The organism is Agrobacterium sp. 5Ca50 (assembly GCF_055381905.1).
The window spans coordinates 3,586,174-3,608,012 of the sequence record NZ_AP026438.1; the positions used below are offsets into that span (position 1 = coordinate 3,586,174).

The following is a 21,839-nucleotide window of genomic DNA, read 5'->3' on the forward strand; positions in this document are numbered from 1 at the left end:
CTTACAACGTGACAGATCTGAACAAAACGCTTGAAGAGCTATGCGCCGAACGTGGCATGCGCATGACCGATCAGCGTCGGGTCATTGCCCGCGTTTTACAAGAATCGGAAGATCATCCTGATGTGGAAGAGCTGTATCGACGATCGTCTGAGGTTGATCCACGCATTTCCATCTCGACCGTTTATCGTACTGTAAAGCTTTTCGAAGATGCCGGTATCATCGAACGTCATGATTTTCGTGATGGTCGCTCCCGTTACGAAACCGTGCCAGAAGAACATCACGATCATCTGATCGATCTCAAGAACGGCGTGGTGATTGAATTCCGCTCCGCGGAAATCGAGGCTCTGCAGGAAAAGATCGCCCGCGAGCACGGGTTCAAATTAGTGGACCACCGCCTTGAGCTTTATGGTGTTCCGCTAAAACCTGAAGATCACTGAGCGGTGCGAGTAGTCACGTTATGATGCTGTGGCTGCGGATAATCTATCTCGTTTTCGTTCTGACGTTGTTGACCCTGATTATGCTGCCATTTCAGCTTTTGGGTCTGGCATTCGATTTGAAAATTCGCCGTTGGCTGCCGCGTTTCTGGCATCGTGTTGCCTGCCACACCCTTGGCCTGAAAATCGCCGTCCATGGAACACCGGATAAAAACCGCCCGTTGATGCTGGCGGTTAATCATGCTTCCTGGAAGGACATCATGATCCTTGGCAGCATTACCGATGTAGTTTTTATCGCCAAGACTGAGGTACGCGACTGGCCGGTTTTCGGCGTGTTGGCACGTCTACAGAAAAGCATTTTTGTCACCCGCGAGCAGAAACGCAGCACGGGCACGCAGGTGAACGAGATCGCAGAAAGGATGGCGCGCGGCGAGGTTGTTGTGCTGTTTCCCGAGGGAACGACATCGGACGGCAACCGACTTCTTGAGGTAAAGTCATCGCTGTTTGGCGCCGCATCCACCGCCGTGGAGCAGGTGCCGGGTGGCATTGTCTATGTGCAACCGGTGGCAATAGCCTATACCGGTGTCCATGGAATGGCGATGGGACGTTACCACCGTCCGCTCGTCGCATGGCCGGGATCTCTAACCCTTTTGCCGCATCTGATGGGCGTCTTGAGATCAGGCGCGCTCGAAGTTGATGTCACGTTTGGCGATAGCGTTGCTTTCAAGCGTGGTGACAACCGCAAACATTTGGCGGTCAGTGTTACAGCAGCGATCCGCCGCATGTTGCAGCAAAGTCTTCGTGGATATTGGCGGTAGTCGCTACACTTCAGAAAGCACTGCGTTGTCCGACAGTTGCGGTTGAATGGCGGCAAGGCTGCCGGCAGCACGCACGAAATCGATCTGGCGCGCAAATCCGGTCTTTTGCAGCAGATGTTTAACGTGTGTACGCACTGTCTCCTTGGCGGTCCCTGTCTGCGAAGCGATTTTCTCCAAGCTCTTTCCTTCGGAAAGCTGGGCTGCAATCCGTGCTTCAGTGGGTGACAGATCATATAGACCTTTCAGCCACTCCGCATTTAGGGTGATATCCCCGATGGGACGAGCCAGAATAAGCAATGTTCCGCCAGCCCCGATAATATCCTGCGCCTGCATGCAGGCCGGAATGACGTGCAGGATGCCTGTTGGTAGTCTGTTTTCGGAGCGAACGGCAATCGAACGAACCGACCGCTGCTGCACAATGGTGCCTTCAAGCGCCTGCCGTAAAAGGCCATCCGCGCGTTTGTCATAAAGGGCCAAACGGCCGAAGGCTGCCGGAAGGAACATCTGGCCTGCCAGCCTATCAAACGAGGCATTGGTGGCGATGACCTTTGAATTCCGGGACAGAACTGCGGCCGGAATGCCAAGCAATTGCAGCGTCGCCATTGCTGTCATCGTTTGTTTCATCCTCAATCGGCCAGCGAGAGCCACGGCTCGCCCGAGGTGGGGGCGAATAGTGTTGAGGAAATCAAGCTCTGGACCTGCGAAACGACCTTCTGCAAACCGCCGATCGACCGAAAACACCGCGATGTCGTCGCCAGAGCCTTTTATGACCGTCGCGGCAGTAAATGCGATATCTCTTGGCGACAGAAAGTCACGAAAAATCGCCAGGCTCTGTATCTCGTCTTCTTCGAAAAAGTCTTTGTCCACGACAAATGCAGGGTAGCTTTTTTCGAGAAGACGCTGAAGACGCACGTTCCGGTCCGCCCACCCGCCGGCAATATACTCTTCCATGATGGTTTTAGTCGCCTGGGGTGCATCCCAGGTCAATTGTCCGTCGGTCAGGATAAACAGCGAACCGCCACGTCCTTTGACCTTGTCTGACAGGCTGTCGATAACAGAAGGCCAAAGTTCTGGAAGAAGCCCTGCCGCATAGATTTGACTGACAATATCGTGGTGAATTTCACTCATGTAAAACTGTAGTGTTTGAGATCAATACTTCAACATAGCGTTCAAGCTTATATAAGCAGTAAAAATCACAAGAATTACAGACGGAAAATCGCAAAAATTTAGCAGTTATCAATTGGCTTTAATCTGTCGACGCGGCTGCTCTTAGCAGGCGCTTTAAGACGAAAATAGCCTGCAGCATATTTTTCTGTTTAATATGGTCCTGAAAATGACTAGGTAACCGCCATGACACAGCAAACGACAGCAATCGCCGAAACAGATCAATCGCTCCGTGACGGTAGCAACAGCCGCAAGGTTTTCATCAAGACTTACGGCTGTCAGATGAATGCTTACGATTCCGTTCGCATGAGCGATGCTCTTGCGAAGGACGGTTATGTGCCCACAGAGGACATGGCTGAGGCTGATCTCGTTTTGCTCAATACCTGTCATATCCGCGAGAAGGCCGCTGAAAAGGTCTATTCCGCGCTTGGTCGCCTGCGTGACATGAAGAAGTCGCGTCAGGAAGAGGGCCGCGAATTCATGATTGGCGTCGCCGGCTGTGTTGCACAGGCTGAAGGCGAAGAAATTCTGCGCCGTGCGCCGGCCGTTGACGTGGTGATTGGCCCGCAGACCTATCATCGCCTGCCGGCCGCTCTGAAACGGGTGCGCGATGGCGAGCGTGTGATCGAGACCGATTACGCGGTTGAAGACAAATTTGAACATCTGCCTGTCGCCGATAAGGCGAAGATCCGCACGCGTGGTGTCACTGCGTTCCTTACCGTTCAGGAAGGTTGCGACAAGTTCTGTACTTTCTGCGTGGTGCCTTATACCCGTGGTTCTGAAGTATCACGTCCCGTTTCGCAGATCGTCGACGAGGCAATGAAGCTGGTTGACGGTGGTGTTCGCGAGTTGACGCTGCTTGGCCAGAACGTCAATGCGTGGAAGGGAACCGGCCCTAAGGGTGAAGAGTGGGGCCTGGCACAGCTTCTTTACCGTCTGGCGGAAATCCCTGGTTTGGCGCGTCTTCGTTACACGACCAGCCATCCGCGCGACATGGATGACTGTCTTATCGATGCGCACAGCAATCTGCGCATCCTCATGCCTTACCTTCACTTGCCGGTGCAGTCCGGCTCGGACCGTATTCTCAAAGCCATGAACCGTCGCCACACCGGCGCGGAGTATATTCGGCTGATCGAGCGCATTCGTGGCGCACGTCCCGACATCGCCATGTCCGGTGATTTTATCGTTGGTTTCCCCGGCGAGACGGATGCGGACTTCGAAGACACGTTGAAGATTGTCGAAACAGTTAGATATGCACAGGCTTTTTCGTTCAAATATTCCACACGTCCGGGAACGCCGGGAGCGGATCTGACGGATCAGGTTGCGGAAGACGTAAAGTCGGAACGCCTTGAAAGACTTCAGAATTTGCTTCTGAAACAGCAGAATGAATTTGCCACATCGCTCGTTGGCAAGACCATGGATATCCTGCTGGAGAAGCCGGGACGCATGCCGGGACAGCTTATTGGCCGTTCTCCGTGGCTTCAGTCTGTGAATCTTGATGCAAAAACATCGCAAATCGGTGACATTGTAAATGTACGAATCACCGCGACGGGTCCAAACAGCTTGTTTGCCGAGGTGGCAGAGCGTTAAGATGGAGCCGGAGCTTACTGGGACGGGAGCCTGACCGCTTGAACGCACACGAATTGGTATCACCTTCATCGCGCCAGCCACGTTCAGCCGCGACCGACGCCAATCACTTCGTCCTCACGTTCGAGAATAACAGGATCGCTGGGGAGCTGTTCGGGCAGTACGATCAGAATCTGAAATTGCTGGAACAGCGCCTCAATATCGACGCGAGGCCGCGAGGCAATTCGGTTGCCATTACCGGCGATGTTGTGGCCACCAATCAGGCCCGCCGTGTGCTTGATCTGCTATATGAGAGCCTGCTGAAAGGCCGCTCTGTTGAACTTTCTGACGTTGAAGGCGTAATCCGAATGGTCCTAGCTGCTGACGACCAACTGACACTGCCGACGATGGAGGGCAAGGTTAAGCTTTCCATGGCGCAGATTTCCACTCGCAAAAAGACTATTTCTGCCCGCACGCCGACGCAGGATGTCTACATGCGGGCGCTGGAGCAGTCCGAACTGGTTTTCGGCGTTGGTCCAGCCGGTACCGGTAAGACCTATCTGGCGGTTGCCCATGCGGCACAGCTGCTTGAGCGTGGTGCGGTGGACCGCATCATTCTGTCTCGTCCAGCCGTTGAAGCGGGTGAACGTCTTGGCTTCCTTCCTGGCGACATGAAGGAAAAAGTCGATCCGTATCTTCGCCCGCTCTATGACGCGCTTTACGACATGATGCCGGGTGACAAGGTGGAACGTGCCATCCAAGCTGGCGTGATCGAAATCGCTCCGCTCGCCTTCATGCGTGGCCGCACGCTTGCCAACGCTGCCGTCATTCTCGACGAAGCGCAAAACACCACATCGATGCAGATGAAGATGTTCCTGACGCGCCTTGGTGAAAACGGCCGCATGATTGTAACCGGTGACCCGAGCCAGGTCGATTTGCCACGCGGGGTGAAGTCTGGCCTTGTTGAAGCGCTGCAGATTTTGAACGGCGTGGAAGGTGTTTCCGTGGTCCGCTTCAAGGATGTGGACGTTGTGCGTCATCCGATGGTTGCCCGTATTGTGCGTGCATACGAGGCGCAGACGGCGGTTCCAGATGAAAGTCTGAACACGGACAGATAAAATCTGGAGACGGAAAAGCGAAATACTGAAATGACAGCACTGGATATCCAGATCAGCGTCGAAGACGATGCCTGGCCCTCAGAAGACGTTTTACTCGCGCTTTGTGAAAAGGTGCTGGGCGCTGCCGCCCAGTTTCTTGCAAAGGAAGAGAAACAGCCCTTCCCGAAAATGGCTCCAGAGATTTCTCTCGTCTTTACCAACGATGCCGAAATCCGCGAAATCAACGCTGAATGGCGGGATAAGGACAAGGCAACCAATGTCCTTTCCTTCCCGGCTTTTCCGCTTGAACCGGGTGGTATGCCGGGTCCCATGCTTGGCGATATCGTCATTGCGCGCGAAACGGTAGAGCGCGAAGCTGTTGATTTGGAAAAGACTTTTGATGATCATCTGACACATCTTATGGTGCATGGATTTCTGCATCTGTTCGGGTATGATCATATGGAAACCGAGGAAGCGGAAGAAATGGAGTTGCTTGAGACTCGCATTTTGGCTTCGCTTGGACTATCTGATCCCTATGCGGGACAGGATCCGCTGTCATAATTATAGTCTGGAGCCATGAACGAACATTCGACAAGACCCTCTGAGCAGGGCAAGGAAACGGGAGAGCAGTCCTCATCGGAAGAGGGCAGTAGTCCGTTACGACAGGACTCGATACAGAAAACCAAAGGGACACTCTGGTCCCGTCTCTCACGCCTTTTGAGGCCGCTGCAAGGTGAGCGCCTGCGTGAGGATCTGGCTGATGCGCTGATGACCGATGCGGATGTCGCCACAGCCTTTGCGCCCGAAGAACGGGCAATGCTCAACAATATCTTACGTTTTCGCGAAGTGCGCGTCGAAGACATCATGATCCCGCGAACGGATATTGATGCCATCGACCAGACCATGACAATCGGCGAAGCGATGATCCTTTTTGAGGAAACCGGGCGTTCGCGTATGCCGGTCTACCTTGAAACCCTCGATGATGCCCGTGGCATGATCCACATTCGCGATTTGCTCGCCTATATCGGCAAGCAAGCGCGCAACAAACGTCGGGTCGGTACGCGGCCAGCGCAGGCTGAGGGTGTGAAGGCGCCAAAGACGCCACGCGCTGATTTTGATCTCGCCCGTGTTGATCTCACAAAGACGGTGCAGGAAGCAGGCCTTGTCCGCAAAATCCTGTTCGTACCGTCCTCCATGCTGGCGGCCAATCTGTTGCAGAGCATGCAGCAGCAGCGCACGCAGCTTGCTCTTGTCATCGACGAATATGGTGGCGCCGACGGTCTTGTCAGCCACGAAGACATCGTCGAAATGGTTGTCGGTGATATCGACGACGAACATGACAACGAAGAGGCCATGTTCACCCGTCTTGCGGACGGTGCTGTTGTGGCGGATGCCCGTGCGGAACTTTCTGAGTTGCAGCATGCAATCGGTCCTGACTTCGACGTGGCGGAACATCTGGAAGAAGTGGATACGCTTGGCGGCCTTATATTCTTCCTGCTCGGTCGTATTCCGGTTGCCGGTGAAACCGTTCATGCCGTTGCTGGCTTCGAGTTTGAAATTCTCGATGCCGACAGTCGCCGCGTAAAACGTGTTCGCATCACGCGGCACGATGCAAGCGGAGAAGACAACGACGGAGATAAGCCAATTGCTGCTCTGATCGCTGCATCCTCGCTTTCGCGTCAGGCTTCCGGACAGGCTGAAACGCCATAAATTTTCAGCAGGCGGTGGCAAATGATTGCATGGTGTCGCCGCCTGTTCTGTAACCCCAAGTAAACGATGTCGGTTTTGCAGTGTGGCGGCAAGAAGTGCTGCCTTATATTGCGCCGAAACCATATTATGTCCGCAGGACAACAGACCATTTTAGAATTTCAATATTGCTGTCTAACGGATGTATTTGTGCCTCTGATGCCAATTGGTTTATCTGACAAGATACAGCGTATTTGATTCGATCACACCCATTCCGATGTGACGGATAAAATGCAACATCGAAGGCTCGCAGGATTTCGGTCGGGGCATCCTGCTAATTCTAGTCAACGGAATGGAGACCACATGGAGCGGCTTGCAGGTAGGGTCATGCTCATGGGGGGCTTCTGGCGAGCTGTTCTGGCCATTGCGGCCGGTGCTTTCGGCGCTCTGGCGCTTCCGCCGGTCGGCTTTTTTGCAGCCCTTTTTATCTCCTTCACGCTGCTTGTTTGGCTGATGGACGGTTCCGTCGGTTCTGCCAACGGTGGCAGCACCAGCCGCTGGTGGTCATCGGTGCGGATCGGCTGGCTGTTCGGTTTTGGTTACTTTGTTGCCGGCCTGTGGTGGCTTGGTAACGCGCTTCTGCTGGAAGCGGATGAATTCGCCTGGGCTCTACCTTTGGCAATCCTGGGCCTGCCAGCCGTTCTGGCGCTGTTTTATGGTCTCGCGACGGGCCTTGCCCATATCTTCTGGTCAGAAGGTTTTGGGCGTATCGCCGCACTGGCTGCCGCCTTCGGCCTTGCCGAGTGGTTGAGAAGTTTTGTTGCCACCGGTTTTCCCTGGAACGCCATCGGTTACGGCGCCATGCCCATTCCGATCATGATGCAGTCCTCGCATGCCATCGGCCTTTTTGGGGTCAGCATGTTGGCGGTCTTCGTATTTTCCACACCCGCGTTGTTGGGTACGCGACGCGGAGCGGCGCAAGGAATTGCTATCGCCATCCTGCTTGTCGCCGCGCATCTGGGGTATGGTGCATATCGCATTTACACCGCGCCTGCGCGAACAGAGGACGGCCTGACAGTTCGTATCGTCCAACCTGCCATCGACCAATCGCGCAAGCTTGAAAACACCGACAGGGCGGCAATTTTCGAAGAACACCTTAGCCTGACGGCAACGCCAGCTGCAGCCGGTAAAAAGCGGCCCGACATTATCATCTGGCCTGAAACTTCCGTACCGTTCATTCTGACCCAGAACCCGGATGCACTGGTCAGAATTGCCGATGTACTGGAAGACGGCCAGATTCTTTTGACTGGAGCGGTGCGGTTCGAAGAAGCTGCACCGGGAATGCCTCCACGCTTCTATAATTCGATCTACATGATTGATAGTCAGGGCCAGATTCTGGGAGCAGCCGACAAGGTGCATCTGGTGCCATTCGGCGAATATGTGCCGTTTGAGAATATCCTCACCCGATTTGGCATCGAGAATATCGTCAATCTTCCTGGCGGTTTCTCTGCAGCAGCAAATCGTAGTGTGCTGACGTTGCCGAGTGGCCAAAGCTTCTATCCGTTGATCTGCTACGAAGCCATTTTCCCGAATGAACTGGCCAGTGGATTGGCGGGCGCTTCCCTGCTTCTCAACATCACCAATGACGGCTGGTTTGGCCAGACACCAGGGCCGTCGCAGCACTTTTTGCAGGCCCGTTTACGGGCGGTCGAAAACGGCGTCAGCATGATTCGTGCTGCAAATAACGGTATTTCGGCTGTAATTGACCCAATGGGACAAATTGTCGCAGGGCTTGCGAGCGGTCAAAAAGGAATTTTTGACGCTACCCTGAGTAGTGCTGATCTTCAATCTGTACGTCAGGGTGTTCGCAAGGATCACTTTTGGTTGATCTTTGGAGTACTGCTTATAATAGCAATAGTTTCGCGCTTTGGTTTAGTTTTTAAGGAGAATTGACCAAAATTCCCTAAAAAGGCATAGTGATATTGCATATAGCTACAACGCAGATGGTATATGGTGGGGAACTTTGGGTCTACCGTTTCGTTGAAGATGTCGCTGGCAGCTTGTTCCATGCTTCGGATGACATGTTTTTGACGTGTTTAAGATGCGGACAATGCTGCGGCAATGCGAAGTACCCGCAGTGACCAGCTAGGCTGGCCATTTTGCAATTACGCAACGTATCGATGTCAGGACATTGACTATGACCGAGAATAAAAAGAAGCCAAATCCCATCGACATTCATGTTGGTAGCCGGATCAGATTGCGCCGAACAATGCTTGGTATGAGCCAGGAAAAGTTGGGTGAAAGTCTCGGTATCACCTTTCAGCAGATTCAGAAGTACGAAAAAGGCACCAACCGCGTTGGCGCCAGCCGTCTTCAGAACATTGCTGGTATCCTCAATGTACCTGTTTCCTTTTTCTTCGAAGACGCGCCGGGCGATCAGCCAGGTTCGGCGACTGGCGCAGAAGCGTCCAGCTCGAACTACGTTGTTGATTTTCTGTCCTCCTCAGAAGGTCTGCAGCTCAACCGCGCTTTCGTGAAGATTTCTGATCCGAAGGTTCGTCGTCGTATCGTGGATCTGGTCAAGGCGCTCTCCGCTGAGGGCGAGGCCGAATAAGCATCCGACAAACTGTGATTGGTTATGATTGCCGCCGTGATTGAAAGATCGCGGTGGCTTTTTGCTGTCTACAGTTTGGTGGAGTTTCATGGCAAAATTCGACAGAATTGCTGACATAAAGATATATTTATGTCGTTGTGTCCTTGTTTTTTTGACGTGAAATGACTAACACACGCAGAGGCCATTTCTTTGAGGGGAATCCCGTATGCGTGCCAACTACCTTTTCACCAGCGAGTCCGTGGCCGAAGGTCATCCGGATAAGGTGTGTGATCGTATTTCGGATGAAATCGTCGATCTCGTTTATCGTGAAGCTGTAAAGTGCAAAGTCGACCCTTGGGGCGTTCGTATCGCATGCGAAACCCTGGCCACGACAAATCGGGTGGTTATCGCTGGTGAAGTTCGCCTGCCGCCAAGCCTGATGAAGAAGGATAAAGCCGGTAACGACGTTATCAATCCTGCCAAGTTCAAGGCCGCTGCACGCCGCGCTATCAAAGACATTGGTTACGAGCAGGATGGCTTTCACTGGAAGACCGCCAAGATTGACGTGCTGTTGCACTCGCAGTCCGCTGACATCGCACAGGGCGTTGACAATGCTGCCGACAAGCAGGGCGATGAAGGTGCTGGCGACCAAGGTATCATGTTCGGTTACGCCTGCCGCGAAACACCGGAACTGATGCCGGCTCCGATCTATTATTCCCACCTGATCCTGCAGTTGCTGGCGACAGCCCGTAAAAAGGGTGATGGCGACGCTGCGAAACTCGGTCCGGATGCCAAGAGCCAGGTGACAGTCCGTTACGTAGACGGCAAACCTGCCGAGGTTGCTTCGATCGTTCTGTCTACCCAGCACCTCGATGAAAGCTGGGACTCCAAGAAGGTACGTTCCGTTGTCGAACCTTACATTCGCGAAGCGCTCGGTACGCTTAAGATCGCTGACGATTGCCAGTGGTACATCAACCCGACCGGTAAATTTGTCATCGGTGGCCCGGATGGCGATGCTGGCCTGACCGGCCGCAAAATCATCGTGGACACCTATGGTGGTGCGGCACCTCACGGCGGCGGCGCATTCTCCGGCAAGGACACCACCAAGGTTGACCGTTCAGCTGCTTACGCGGCGCGCTACATCGCCAAGAACGTTGTTGCAGCTGGCCTCTCCGACAAGTGCACGATCCAGCTTTCCTACGCAATTGGCATTGCCCAGCCTCTGTCCGTTTATGTCGATCTGCATGGTACCGGCAAGGTCACGGAAGATCAGGTTGAGGCGGGTATCCGCAAGGTTATCGACCTGTCCCCAACCGGTATTCGTCGCCACCTTGACCTGAACAAGCCTATTTATGCTAAGACCGCGTCCTATGGACATTTCGGACGCAAGTCCGGACGTGACGGTTCGTTCTCCTGGGAGAAGCTTGATTTGGTCAAGCCGCTCAAGGAAGCATTGAAGGCTTAAAGCAAGGTATGACAGACGATAGCGAGCGGCGCGCACGCGCAACCGAGGCATTTTTCGGCAGACGCAAGGGTAAACCCCTGCGTGACCGGCAAAGCGATGATATCGCAACATTGTTGCCGGAGCTGAAAATAGACCTCAATGCTGCGCCGCCTGCATCGCTTGTTTCGCTGTACCCAAACGCAGTCGACCAGCTGCGGTTGGAAATCGGCTTTGGTGGCGGTGAGCATCTGGTTCACCGCGCGCAGGAAGAGCCAACGACCGGCTTCATCGGCGTTGAACCATTCGTAAACTCGATGGCAAAACTGCTCCGGCAGGTTGGCGACCGCGGCATTGAAAATATCCGCCTTTATGATGACGATGCCACGCAGCTTCTCGACTGGTTGCCAGAGGCCTCGATCGATCAGATTGATCTGCTTTATGCCGATCCATGGCCGAAGAAAAAGCACTGGAAACGTCGCTTTGTTTCCGCAGTCAATCTCAGCCGCTTCCATCGTGTGTTGAAGCCGGGCGGAACTTTCTGTTTCGCATCCGATATCGACACCTATGTGAACTGGACGCTGACCCACTGCCGCGACCATGGCGGCTTTGAATGGACCGCAAAGTCTGCTGAGGACTGGAAGACCCCTTACGCCGGATGGCCAGGAACCCGGTACGAATCCAAGGCCAAACGTGAGGGCCGAACATCCGCCTATCTGACGTTTATTCGCGTCTGAGGTATCTCGTTCAAAATGAATTCAATGAAAAAGCCGGGTTTTGACCCGGCCTTTTCATTTTAATCCTATGGGCGAGCAATTTGCCCTCAGACCTGCTGATCGACCTCGCTGGCCAGCGGAATAGACGGCTGGGCTCCATGTTTGGTGCAAGCCAGTGATCCGGCTGCGGCTGCACGCTTCAGCGCCGTCGCAAAATCCAGACCTTTGTCGAGGCTGGCTGCCAGATAACCGCAGAATGTATCGCCGGCCCCCACCGTATCAACCGGCTCGATCTTCAGACCGGCAGCTTTGTGCAACTGGCCATCCCGCATGGCGACAACGCCATCAGCACCCAGCGTTATGATGATGGTTTGGCCGGTACGAGCATGCATATCCTGCATGGCCTGTTGGCGCTCTTCGCCAGAAATGCCCTGCTTGCCAATTAGCAGTTCAAACTCGGTTTCATTGGCGATAATGATGTCGGCCAATGCAGAAATGCGAGCAGCGTCCTGCGTCAATGGTGCCGTATTGATGATGCTGGTGACGCCCTTCTGTTTGGCGCCAGCCAAGGCAGCTTCAATGGCCTCGACGGGAATTTCAAATTGCAGCATCAGGATATCGCCGGACGTCATGCCGTCGAGCGCGTTGCTCGCATCGTCAGGCGTGATCGTACCGTTTGCCGCAGGAATGACGGCAATCATGTTCTCTCCGCCTTCGCCGACCAGAATGACAGCTGTGCCGGTCGCGCCCGGCGATGTCTTGACGGTGGTAAGATCAACGCCGGCGTCACTGAGAAGCTCCAGTGCAGAGCCTGCAAAGGTGTCATCGCCTGCAGCGCCGGCCATGCGGACATTTGCTCCGGCCCGTCTTGCTGCCAGCGCCTGATTGGCACCCTTGCCGCCTGCTGCCGTTGCAAAGGTTTGCCCGGTTACGGTTTCACCCGGTTTGGGCAGGCGTTGTGCAGTGGCAACGAGGTCCATGTTGATGGAGCCGAATACAGTAATCATGATATGTCCAATTGATGTTCAATGGCGCCGACTTTGCCCGACAGGGTCACTCGTCGTCAACCACCCGGAACTTGAGGCTGCCTATTCGGCTCTCCAGTGATTGTGGAGAAGGCGCTTGAGGCTGCTCCGGTGTATCGCCGCCAAAATCCAGAGCCTCGATCTTGTTGCCGCGCTTCGTCAGCTTGTCTGCGGAGGTCATGATCTGGTCCACATCCTTCTGTGCAGCCAGAAAATGCCCTTGCAGTTTGCGGGTACGATCGTCCAGCCGGTTCAGATCATCCATCAAAAGCGCGACCTCGCCTTGAATGAGATGTGCCTGCTCGCGCATGCGCTGGTCTTTCAGCACGGACTGGATAACCTGTACCGACAGCATCAGCAGCGATGGTGAAACGATAACAACCCGCATGCGGTGTGCTTTTTGCACAATGGCTTCGAAATGCTGGTGAATATCGGCAAAAATCGATTCCGATGGCACGAACAGAAACGCCGTATCCTGTGTTTCACCTGCCAGCAGGTATTTTTCCGCGATATCGCGGATATGCACTTCCATGTCACGCCGGAATTGCTGGGCCGCAAGCTTGCGCACTTCAGGCGAAGTTTCCTCTCGCATGGAATTCCAGGCTTCCAGCGGAAACTTGGCATCGATGACCAGCGGGGGCGCGTTGTTCGGCATTCGCACCGTACAGTCGGGGCGGGAACCATTCGACAGTGTCGGTTGCAACGCATAGGCATTGGAAGGCATGGCGTCGGCAATGATCGTTTCCATGCGCGCCTGTCCAAAAGCGCCACGCGTCTGTTTGTTGGACAGAATGGCTTGAAGGCCAACAACGTCACGCGCCAGGGTCTGGATATTGCTCTGTGCGGCATCGATCACTGCAAGCCGTTCTTGAAGCTTGCTGAGATTGTCGTGTGTCGATTTTGTCTGTTCGGTCAGCGTGGCACCAAGTCGTTGCGACATGCCGTCGAGCCGCTGATTAAGGTGTTGGCTCATTTCAGACTGCTTGTTGGAAAGTGTTTCCGTCAGTGCCGAGATACGCCCATGCAACTCCGCCTGAGTGCGCAACAGCGTACTCACTTCGCCGCGGGCATCGTCGTTGCGCCTTGAAAACCGCATTGATACGAACAACGGCAACGCAATGGAAAGCAGCAGCAAACAAATGATGATTGCGCCTGCCGAAACCTGCATGCCGCCAATGGTCAGGATCGTAATGCCGAGTGCGGGAAAATCGATGCTCATGGCCGAACCTACCCGGATTCAGTTTGATTCGGAAGATCAAAACGAGAACACGCGCCACTGTCTGCTTTATGTCTGATATAAAAGAGTTCTAAATTTAGCAAATTCGAAAGAAATATTGGTGTAACCAAGGGTTAACCATGTTTCCGGACGGGTTTAGCCGGGATCGTGGCCTTATCGGGGTTAAGGGGACCGTGCATGACAAACAACGACAGCAAACAGGTGCTCGCCAAGCGGCTCGATTTTATTGGTCTGGACATTGAGGCGCGCAAGAGGCTGAAAGATCTTGAGCCGGTGATTGCGGCTAATGTCGGATCTGCGCTGGATACGTTCTACACCAAGGTGCGATCGACGCCCGAGACGGCGGCATTTTTCCGCAACGAAAATCACATTCAGGGTGCGAAAAAACGTCAGGTCGAGCATTGGGGTGTTGTTGGTGCCGCAGCCTATGATGAAAAATACGTTGAAGGTGTGCAGGCGGTTGGCCAGGCGCATGCCCGTATCGGTCTTGAACCCCGCTGGTACATGGGTGGTTACGCCCTGCTGATGGAACAATTGATCCATGCGGTTGTCAGAGAGCGTTGGCCATCCCGATTTGGCAAACGCAAGTCCAAGGGACTGGCGGAAGACGTTTCGGCAATCGTCAAGGCTTCGGTGCTGGATATGGACTATTCCATTTCCATCTACCTCGAGATTCTTGACGCACAGCGCAAGCAACTCGAAGAAGAGCGCCAGCGCAATCTGCGCGAACAGCAACAGGCGCTTGCGTCACTCACCAATCTTCTGTCTGCTCTTTCCAAGGGCGATCTGGAGACGCGTCTGACAGAAAAATTGCCTGATAATTTCGAAAAGATCGGCAATGACTATAATGTCTCGGTTGAAACCCTGAATGACACCATCGCGGCGGTGCGCCACACGGCAGAAGAAATTCTGAATGTCGCCACCAGTATTGCCAATGCAACGGAAAATCTTTCGCAGCGCACAGAGCAACAGGCCGCGGGACTGGAGGAAAGCACCGCTGCACTGCACGAATTGACCCAAAGCGTGGCAGTCACCGCAAATGGTGCACAGAAGGCTGCCTCAGCCGTCGGCGCAGCTCTGAGTGATGCACAAACCTCTGGCGAGGTGGTCACCAGCGCTGTCAAGGCGATGGGAGATATCGCCCATTCCTCTAGCGAAATTTCGAAAATCATCGGTGTGATCGACGAGATTGCGTTTCAGACAAACCTGCTTGCACTGAATGCCGGGGTTGAAGCCGCTCGGGCCGGTGAGGCGGGGCGCGGATTTGCTGTGGTGGCGCAGGAGGTGCGTGAACTGGCGCAACGCTGTGCCAACGCCGCGAGAGAAATCAAAGCCCTGATCTCCCAGAGCACCAGTCAGGTGCAGTCCGGCGTCGGCCTAGTCAACAATGCCGGTGATGCCCTGCGCATGATCACCGACAGGATTGGCGACATTGATCGCATCGTATCCCAAATTGCAACGGCTGCGGAGGATCAGTCAGGCGGCTTACGCGAAGTGAACTCCGCCATCGGCGCCATGGACACCATCACCCAGCAAAATGCTGCAATGGTTGAGCAGACCTCGGCCGAAACCGTCACGCTTCGTCACCAGGTCGAGCAGCTTGTCGGTGCACTCAACAAGTTCAAAACGAGAGACACACATCGCCAGTCCAATGCGGGTTGGGAAACCGCGCGCCGGGCGGGCTGAGCTTATCGGCTGACTGCTTAGTGCATGATTTATCGTGGTGAGACGATGATGTGTTTTTTCATTTCCTCTGGCAATCAGATGGGTTATGGGAAGCCATGACCATCAAACCACTTATCATTCTTCCAGATCCCTTGCTGAGACAGGTTTCAACACCAGTCGAACAGGTTGATTCACAAATCATCCAGCTTGCCGATGACATGCTGGAAACCATGTATGATGCGCCCGGTATTGGCCTTGCTGCCATCCAGATCGGTGTCGCTCGCCGTATGCTGGTGATCGACGTGTCCCGTGAGGATGAAGAAAAAGCGCCGATTGTTTTCATCAATCCGGAAATCGTCAAAACCACCGATGAACTGTCGACCTATGAAGAAGGCTGCCTTTCCATTCCCGATTATTATGCGGAAGTGGAGCGCCCTGCCGGATTGACCGTCAATTACGTCGACCGCACTGGTAAGCAGCAGACCCTTGAAGCCGATGGTCTGCTCGCAACCTGCCTGCAGCATGAAATCGACCATTTGAACGGCGTGTTGTTCATCGACCACATTTCGCGTCTGAAGCGCGATATGGTCATCAAGAAATTCACCAAGATCGCCAAGGCGAAAGCCTGATCCTGCCTGTGCCGGTCATTGAACCGGCAGGGTTTTCTCCGGGCCGCAAAACTCAGGGAGGCGTCCGTGTCTCTTCGCATCATCTTTATGGGAACACCGGATTTTTCGGTGGCAACCTTGCGGGCTCTCGTGGAGGCTGGCCATCAGGTGGTGGCCGTTTACAGCCAGCCACCGCGTCCCGGTGGGCGGCGTGGTCTGGACCTTCAAAAATCCCCTGTGCATCAGGCCGCTGAATTGCTCGGTATTCCGGTGTTCACTCCCGTCAATTTTAAGGCCGAGGAAGACCGGCAACAATTCCGCTCGTTTGATGCGGATGTTGCTGTGGTGGTTGCCTACGGGCTGTTGTTGCCGGAAGCCATTCTGACCGGTACCCGGCTTGGCTGCTACAATGGCCATGCCTCGCTTCTTCCGCGCTGGCGTGGCGCGGCACCTATTCAGCGTGCCATCATGGCTGGTGACAAGGAAACAGGCATGATGGTCATGAAAATGGACAAGGGGCTGGACACCGGCCCTGTTGCCTTGACCGTCAAGGTGCCGATCGGCGAAAACATGACGGCCGGGCAGCTGCATGACGCGTTGATGTTTGCCGGTGCACGCGCGATGGCGCAGGCTATGAACAAGCTGGAAGCCGACGACTTGCCGCTGCAAGAGCAGGCACAGGATGGCGTTCTCTACGCATCCAAGATCGACAAGGCTGAGGCGCGTATCGATTTTGCACGGCCGGCCCGTGATGTGCATAACCACATCCGCGGCTTGGCGCCCTTCCCAGGTGCCTGGTTTGAAACCGAAATTTCCGGCAAGCTGGAACGCGTAAAGGTTCTTGAAACAACACTTGAAAACGGCAATGGTGTTGCCGGCACCGTGCTGGACAATCAGTTGCTGGTTGCCTGTGCAGAGGGGGCAATCCGTCTTCAGCGTCTGCAGAAGGCCGGAGGCAAACCGCTTGCCGCAGCCGATTTCCTGCGCGGAACGGCGTTGCCTGAAGGCACGAGGCTGATCTGATGCCACGTTACCGTATGACCGTTGAATATGACGGTACGGCTTTTGTCGGTTGGCAAAGGCAGCAAAACGATCGTTCCGTTCAGTCTGCCATTGAAGACGCTATTTTGTCTTTAACGGGCGAAACCGTGTCGATCCGTGGCTCTGGCCGTACCGATTCTGGCGTCCATGCCATGGGACAGGTCATTCATGCGGATCTGTCGCGGGAGTGGGAGCCCTATAAGCTCAGAAATGCCTTGAACGCCCATATTGCTATGGCTGGCGACATGGTCTCCATATTGGATGTCATGTCGGTGACCGAAGATTTTGACGCGCGTTTTTCGGCGGTTCGTCGGCATTATCTGTACCGCATCATATCGCGCAAATCGCGGCTTGCGCTGGAGCATAAACGCGCCTGGTGGGTGTCGAAGGATCTCGACCATGACGCCATGCATGCGGCGGCCCAGACACTGGTCGGTCGACATGACTTTACGACATTCCGGTCTGCACACTGTCAGGCCAACAGCCCGGTGCGCACACTTGACCGGCTGGATGTGACGCGGAACGGTAACATCATCGAAATTCGCGCCTCGGCGCAGAGCTTTCTGCACAACCAGATACGGTCTTTCGCCGGGACCTTGAAGCTGGCAGGTGAAGGCACCATGACCCCGCAGGATGTACGCGCAGCCCTTGAGGCACGAGACAGAAAAGCCTGTGGGCCCGTGGCGCCGCCCGAAGGGCTGTATTTCATGCAGGTGGATTATCCTGATGTTATTTTACCGCGAAAAGAGCGTGCGGAAATAACCAGTGACGGCGACGATCTCTCGTAACCCGCCTTGTGGCGCATCGCGCGACACGGTTATCCGGGGTAGACACCCAGAAAGCGCTGCAGCACTTCCGATAGCAACATGCCGGGAATAAGCAGGGTCATGACAGCTGTCGAGACCAATAGCGGCTGTCTACCGAGGATGAGGCTAAGGATGCGCGAAAACGTCCAGACGAGCGTCAACAGCAGCGCAAACCACAACAGCGCTACAAAGCCCTGCATGCCCGGCACAGCCACGGCAATCAGCACCAGTGCGGCAGAAGCATAGGCAAAGGGCAGGTTCAGCCAGTTGACGACGGTGACCACGGCGGGAAACTTGCCGCGCACATCGGACATCAACATCAAGCCGCCAATCAAAACCAGTGGCACCACCCAGCAGATAGCTTCAACCAGTGCCAGTCTGAGGTAATAGGAAGGGCCGGACATGCTCTCCAGAACCTGCTCGACCTTGAAGGCCCGCTGCCACCAGAACCAGGACAGCAAAAGTGCGGGCAGGCTCCAGATCGCCGAAAAGAACGAACGCATCATGCCGCGATCCGTAAGGTCGAGATAACTCTGACCTTTCGGGTCGCCACAGAACATCAGCCAGAGGCCATGCATGTAAGAGCGCACTTCGCTAATCGGCGGCATTGGCAAACCAGCGTTCGATAAAGGTTTCGTAGATAAGGGTCAGCGTTTCCAGATCGGCAACAGCCACCCGCTCGTCAACCATATGCATGGTCTGGCCGACCAGACCGAATTCCACCACAGGGCAATAATCCTTGATGAAACGGGCATCCGACGTGCCCCCGGTCGTGGAAAGTTTTGGCTCGTTGCCAGTCACTTCGGCAACTGCACCGGAAAGCGACGATATCAGTGCGTTGTTGCGGGTTAGGAAGACGTGGCTTGGACGGTCAGCCCAAACGATATCGTATTTGGCGGGCGTTCTGTCCGGGCGCAGCGCGCCATTGGCCGCTGCGGCATCCAGACGACGTACGATTTCAGCCTTCACGCTGTCGGCGGTCCAGGTATCGTTGAAACGAATGTTGAACGACGCGGTCGCCTTGGCCGGAATGACGTTGGTCGCCGGGTTGCCGGTGTCGATTGTGGTGACTTCCAGATTGGACGCCTGGAAATTTTCCGTGCCGTGGTCGAATGGTGGGTCCATCAGGGCATGCGTCAACTGCAAAAGACCGCGAAGCGGATTGTCGGCCAGATGCGGGTAGGCAGCGTGACCCTGAACACCATGTACGGTGACACGGCCGGACAGCGATCCGCGACGACCGATCTTGATCATGTCGCCGAGCCTGTCAGGATTGGTTGGTTCACCCACCAGGCAGGCATCCCAGGTTTCACCCTTGGCCGCCGCCCATTCCAGAAGTTTGGAGGTGCCGTTGATGGACGGACCTTCCTCGTCACCGGTGATCAGGAAAGAGACGGAACCCTTCGGAGCGCCGTTCTTTTCGATATAACGGGCAATCGCCGCCGCAAAGCAGGCAATCCCGCCCTTCATGTCCACTGCACCGCGTCCATACATTTCACCACCGGCAATTTCGGCGGAAAAAGGCGGATGGCTCCATGCAGCTTCATCGCCAACCGGCACAACGTCGGTATGACCCGCAAACATCAGGTGCGGGCCATCGGTGCCAATGCGGGCGTAAAGGTTTTCCACGTCCGGCGTTCCCGCCTCCGTCGCTGTCATGCGCTCCACTTTGAAACCAAGTGGTGTCAGCAAGTTGTCGAGCAATGATAGCGCGCCGCCTTCTGCCGGTGTCACGGACGGGCAACGGATAAGGGCGGCGAGATTGGAAACGGGATCGGTCACGGACATGTCTTGCACTTTCACTCAGTCACGCAGCAGTTCATTGATGCCGGTCTTGGAACGGGTCTTTTCATCGACGCGCTTCACGATCACAGCGCAGTACAGGCTTGGGCCCGGCTCACCGTTCGGGAATGGCTTGCCCGGCATCGTGCCGGAGACCACGACCGAGTATGGCGGAATTTCACCATAGGTGATTTCGCCGGTGGCGCGGTCAACGATGCGAGTGGACTTGCCGATGTAAACGCCCATGCCAAGCACGGCGCCTTCACGTACGATACAGCCTTCAACCACTTCGGAACGTGCGCCGATAAAGCAATTGTCCTCGATGATGGTCGGGCCGGCCTGCAGCGGCTCGAGAACACCACCGATACCAACGCCGCCGGACAGGTGAACATTCTTGCCGATCTGCGCGCAGGAGCCGACGGTTGCCCATGTGTCGACCATGGTGCCTTCATCGACATAAGCGCCGAGGTTGACGAAGGATGGCATCAGCACGACATTCTTGGCCACATAGGCAGAGTGGCGCACGACAGCGTTGGGAACAGCGCGGAAACCGGCTTCACGAAACTGGCTTTCACCCCAGTTTTCAAACTTCGATGGTACCTTGTCCCACCAGACGGAGGCGCCCGGACCACCCTTGATGATGCCCATGTCATTGAGGCGGAAAGACAAAAGCACGGCCTTCTTAAGCCACTGGTTAACTTTCCAAGAACCGTCAGCCTGCTTTTCAGCAACACGCGCTTTGCCACCATCCAGAAGATTGAGGGAGGTTTCGACCGCATCACGAATTTCACCGCGTGTCGAAATCGTAACGGTGTCGCGATTGTCGAATGCGGTTTCAATGATGCGCTCAAGCGAAGCGAGATCGGTGCTGCTCATGAGAATTCCTTAAACTTCGTTGACTATCGTTGCGGACGGGAGAGCCCGGGCAATGTTCGGAAATGCTCTACAGCATTGGTCCGGGAATCGGAATGAATTTTTGATCTGTCGGGCAGATGGCTTCAAAAAAACGGAATGGACTTTACCATGTGTGGTGACATGCAGGGTGATCGCTGATTTGAGAATGGCGTCAACGCTGTTGGCGTGAGTGAAGGAAAGGCAATGCAATGGCAAAAATAAAGAACGGCAAGCTGCATCGGAAGGACGGTGTTTGGGATCCTTTGAAAAGCAGTTCGACGGATCGCGATCAGGCGGAAGTCATTCCGAAAACCGCACAATCGGCGTCACCGTCCTACCGCCTTGCCTTTGTCGACACGGATTTCCTGTGCAGTGAAGAATTGCGTCCGGTCCGCCTACAGCTTGAGCTTCTCAAGACAGAAATGGTGCTGACCGAGCGCGGCATCAAATCCACCGTTGTGATGTTTGGCGGTGCCCGAATTCCGGCACCTGGCATGCCCGCCTGGGCTGCCAAGAATGATATCCAGAAGACCAATCTTGAAGCGGCCTCAGTCTATTACGATGAAGCCCGTAAATTTGCTCGCCTGTGCGCCGAAGAGGCCGCAAAATACGATCACCGTGAATATGTCGTGGTGACAGGCGGCGGTCCGGGCGTCATGGAAGCCGGCAATCGTGGCGCTTCGGAAGTTGGCGCACCGTCGATCGGTCTGAATATTCTGTTGCCGCATGAGCAGGCACCCAATGAATATGTCACACCGGATTTGAGCTTCAATTTCCACTATTTCGCCATCCGCAAGATGCACTTCCTGATGCGCGCCAAGGCCGTGGTTATTTTCCCCGGCGGTTTCGGCACGCTGGATGAACTGTTTGAATGCGTGACTTTGATCCAGACCAAGCGCATGGCCCGTATTCCGGTTGTGCTGTTTGGCGAGAAGTTCTGGCACTCTATCATCAACTTCCAGGGGCTGGCCGATTTCGGCACCATTGCTCCGGAAGATATGGAATTGCTGCATTTTGCCGAAACGGCAGAACAGGCATGGGATATCGTGGCGTCGTTTTATGAGCCAGATACAGTTTAACTTTTGCCAATTACTTGATGAGTGAAAGTACAACCCAAGGATAAACGGTCTCCATCTAGGGATGTGGACCGTTTATTTTTTTTGAGCTTCGGACTCTATTTATAATAATTTTAGGAAACATCGAATAAATTGCAATTGTCGAGATTAATGCGACCCGTCTGCACTGAACAGACCCTCCATGATGGAG

General features: G+C 54.8%; 21 protein-coding genes. 15 read left to right on the forward strand and 6 right to left on the reverse strand.

What is annotated here, in order from left to right; genetic code table 11:
- The first annotated feature begins 8 nt into the window (after positions 1 to 8).
- Together ACZ5FM_RS17195 and olsA are read left to right on the forward strand one after the other, a co-directional pair.
- Positions 9 to 437: a Fur family transcriptional regulator gene (locus ACZ5FM_RS17195; protein WP_250983312.1), complete on the forward strand. Its 429-nt coding sequence runs from the start codon at positions 9 to 11 to the stop codon at positions 435 to 437.
- 23 nt (positions 438 to 460) lie between these two features.
- Positions 461 to 1,252: a lyso-ornithine lipid O-acyltransferase gene (gene olsA, locus ACZ5FM_RS17200; protein ID WP_464040494.1), complete on the forward strand. Its 792-nt coding sequence runs from the start codon at positions 461 to 463 to the stop codon at positions 1,250 to 1,252.
- Between the two features lie 3 nt (positions 1,253 to 1,255).
- Here olsA and ACZ5FM_RS17205 read toward each other — a convergent pair whose 3' ends face one another.
- Complete coding sequence (locus ACZ5FM_RS17205) at positions 1,256 to 2,380, reverse strand: helix-turn-helix transcriptional regulator (RefSeq protein WP_464039318.1); 1,125 nt, start codon at positions 2,378 to 2,380, stop codon at positions 1,256 to 1,258.
- Positions 2,381 to 2,602: 222 nt separating this feature from the next.
- On the opposite strand from ACZ5FM_RS17205, the gene miaB reads away from it, so the two are divergent.
- From miaB to trmB, 8 genes are all read left to right on the forward strand, one after another.
- On the forward strand, positions 2,603 to 4,006 hold the full coding sequence (miaB, locus tag ACZ5FM_RS17210) for a tRNA (N6-isopentenyl adenosine(37)-C2)-methylthiotransferase MiaB (protein ID WP_464039320.1): 1,404 nt from the start codon (positions 2,603 to 2,605) through the stop codon (positions 4,004 to 4,006).
- Positions 4,007 to 4,044: 38 nt separating this feature from the next.
- Positions 4,045 to 5,100 carry a PhoH family protein gene (locus tag ACZ5FM_RS17215; protein ID WP_250983315.1) on the forward strand — a complete coding sequence of 352 codons (1,056 nt, stop codon included), beginning with the start codon at positions 4,045 to 4,047 and terminating at the stop codon, positions 5,098 to 5,100.
- A gap of 30 nt (positions 5,101 to 5,130) precedes the next feature.
- Positions 5,131 to 5,640 carry an rRNA maturation RNase YbeY gene (gene ybeY / locus ACZ5FM_RS17220; RefSeq protein ID WP_259147929.1) on the forward strand — a complete coding sequence of 170 codons (510 nt, stop codon included), beginning with the start codon at positions 5,131 to 5,133 and terminating at the stop codon, positions 5,638 to 5,640.
- A gap of 15 nt (positions 5,641 to 5,655) precedes the next feature.
- Entirely contained in the window at positions 5,656 to 6,789 is a 1,134-nt protein-coding gene (locus tag ACZ5FM_RS17225; protein WP_259147927.1) for a hemolysin family protein, read from the forward strand.
- A gap of 339 nt (positions 6,790 to 7,128) precedes the next feature.
- Positions 7,129 to 8,718, forward strand: coding sequence for an apolipoprotein N-acyltransferase (lnt, locus tag ACZ5FM_RS17230; protein WP_464039321.1), 1,590 nt, complete (start codon positions 7,129 to 7,131; stop codon positions 8,716 to 8,718).
- A gap of 244 nt (positions 8,719 to 8,962) precedes the next feature.
- Entirely contained in the window at positions 8,963 to 9,379 is a 417-nt protein-coding gene (locus ACZ5FM_RS17235) for a helix-turn-helix domain-containing protein (RefSeq protein WP_192486661.1), read from the forward strand.
- A gap of 205 nt (positions 9,380 to 9,584) precedes the next feature.
- The gene (gene metK, locus ACZ5FM_RS17240; protein ID WP_275640375.1) at positions 9,585 to 10,823 is read left to right on the forward strand and encodes a methionine adenosyltransferase; all 1,239 of its coding nucleotides are present in this window, start codon (positions 9,585 to 9,587) and stop codon (positions 10,821 to 10,823) included.
- Positions 10,824 to 10,831: 8 nt separating this feature from the next.
- The gene (trmB, locus tag ACZ5FM_RS17245) at positions 10,832 to 11,536 is read left to right on the forward strand and encodes a tRNA (guanosine(46)-N7)-methyltransferase TrmB (protein WP_464039322.1); all 705 of its coding nucleotides are present in this window, start codon (positions 10,832 to 10,834) and stop codon (positions 11,534 to 11,536) included.
- Positions 11,537 to 11,622: 86 nt separating this feature from the next.
- Here the strand turns inward: trmB and ACZ5FM_RS17250 are convergent, their stop codons facing one another.
- Together ACZ5FM_RS17250 and ACZ5FM_RS17255 are read right to left on the reverse strand one after the other, a co-directional pair.
- Positions 11,623 to 12,522, reverse strand: a complete 900-nt coding sequence (locus tag ACZ5FM_RS17250; RefSeq protein ID WP_464039323.1) for a ribokinase — start codon at positions 12,520 to 12,522, stop codon at positions 11,623 to 11,625.
- A gap of 46 nt (positions 12,523 to 12,568) precedes the next feature.
- Positions 12,569 to 13,759, reverse strand: coding sequence for a DNA recombination protein RmuC (locus tag ACZ5FM_RS17255; protein ID WP_250983321.1), 1,191 nt, complete (start codon positions 13,757 to 13,759; stop codon positions 12,569 to 12,571).
- 195 nt (positions 13,760 to 13,954) lie between these two features.
- Between ACZ5FM_RS17255 and ACZ5FM_RS17260 the strand changes: the two genes are divergently transcribed.
- From ACZ5FM_RS17260 to truA, 4 genes are all read left to right on the forward strand, one after another.
- Positions 13,955 to 15,463, forward strand: a complete 1,509-nt coding sequence (locus ACZ5FM_RS17260; protein ID WP_259147914.1) for a globin-coupled sensor protein — start codon at positions 13,955 to 13,957, stop codon at positions 15,461 to 15,463.
- Between the two features lie 95 nt (positions 15,464 to 15,558).
- Positions 15,559 to 16,071, forward strand: coding sequence for a peptide deformylase (gene def, locus ACZ5FM_RS17265; protein ID WP_250983323.1), 513 nt, complete (start codon positions 15,559 to 15,561; stop codon positions 16,069 to 16,071).
- A 66-nt stretch (positions 16,072 to 16,137) separates the two neighbouring features.
- Positions 16,138 to 17,073, forward strand: coding sequence for a methionyl-tRNA formyltransferase (gene fmt / locus ACZ5FM_RS17270; protein WP_464039326.1), 936 nt, complete (start codon positions 16,138 to 16,140; stop codon positions 17,071 to 17,073).
- Positions 17,073 to 17,879: a tRNA pseudouridine(38-40) synthase TruA gene (gene truA, locus ACZ5FM_RS17275; RefSeq protein ID WP_464039328.1), complete on the forward strand. Its 807-nt coding sequence runs from the start codon at positions 17,073 to 17,075 to the stop codon at positions 17,877 to 17,879. Before fmt ends, truA begins: the two co-directional genes overlap by 1 nt.
- 29 nt (positions 17,880 to 17,908) lie before the next feature.
- On the opposite strand, the gene ACZ5FM_RS17280 is transcribed toward truA, so the two are convergent.
- From ACZ5FM_RS17280 to dapD, 3 genes are read right to left on the reverse strand one after another with little or no spacing between them, the layout of a single operon-like run.
- Positions 17,909 to 18,505, reverse strand: coding sequence for a hypothetical protein (locus ACZ5FM_RS17280; RefSeq protein ID WP_259147908.1), 597 nt, complete (start codon positions 18,503 to 18,505; stop codon positions 17,909 to 17,911).
- Complete coding sequence (dapE, locus tag ACZ5FM_RS17285; protein ID WP_464039329.1) at positions 18,492 to 19,685, reverse strand: succinyl-diaminopimelate desuccinylase; 1,194 nt, start codon at positions 19,683 to 19,685, stop codon at positions 18,492 to 18,494. The genes ACZ5FM_RS17280 and dapE overlap by 14 nt, the downstream gene beginning before the upstream one ends.
- A gap of 15 nt (positions 19,686 to 19,700) precedes the next feature.
- Positions 19,701 to 20,555, reverse strand: coding sequence for a 2,3,4,5-tetrahydropyridine-2,6-dicarboxylate N-succinyltransferase (gene dapD, locus ACZ5FM_RS17290; protein ID WP_192486672.1), 855 nt, complete (start codon positions 20,553 to 20,555; stop codon positions 19,701 to 19,703).
- A 227-nt stretch (positions 20,556 to 20,782) separates the two neighbouring features.
- On the opposite strand from dapD, the gene ACZ5FM_RS17295 reads away from it, so the two are divergent.
- Positions 20,783 to 21,652 (forward strand): LOG family protein, encoded by an 870-nt coding sequence (locus ACZ5FM_RS17295; RefSeq protein WP_275640383.1) that lies wholly within the window; start codon positions 20,783 to 20,785, stop codon positions 21,650 to 21,652.
- Positions 21,653 to 21,839 lie beyond the last annotated feature (187 nt).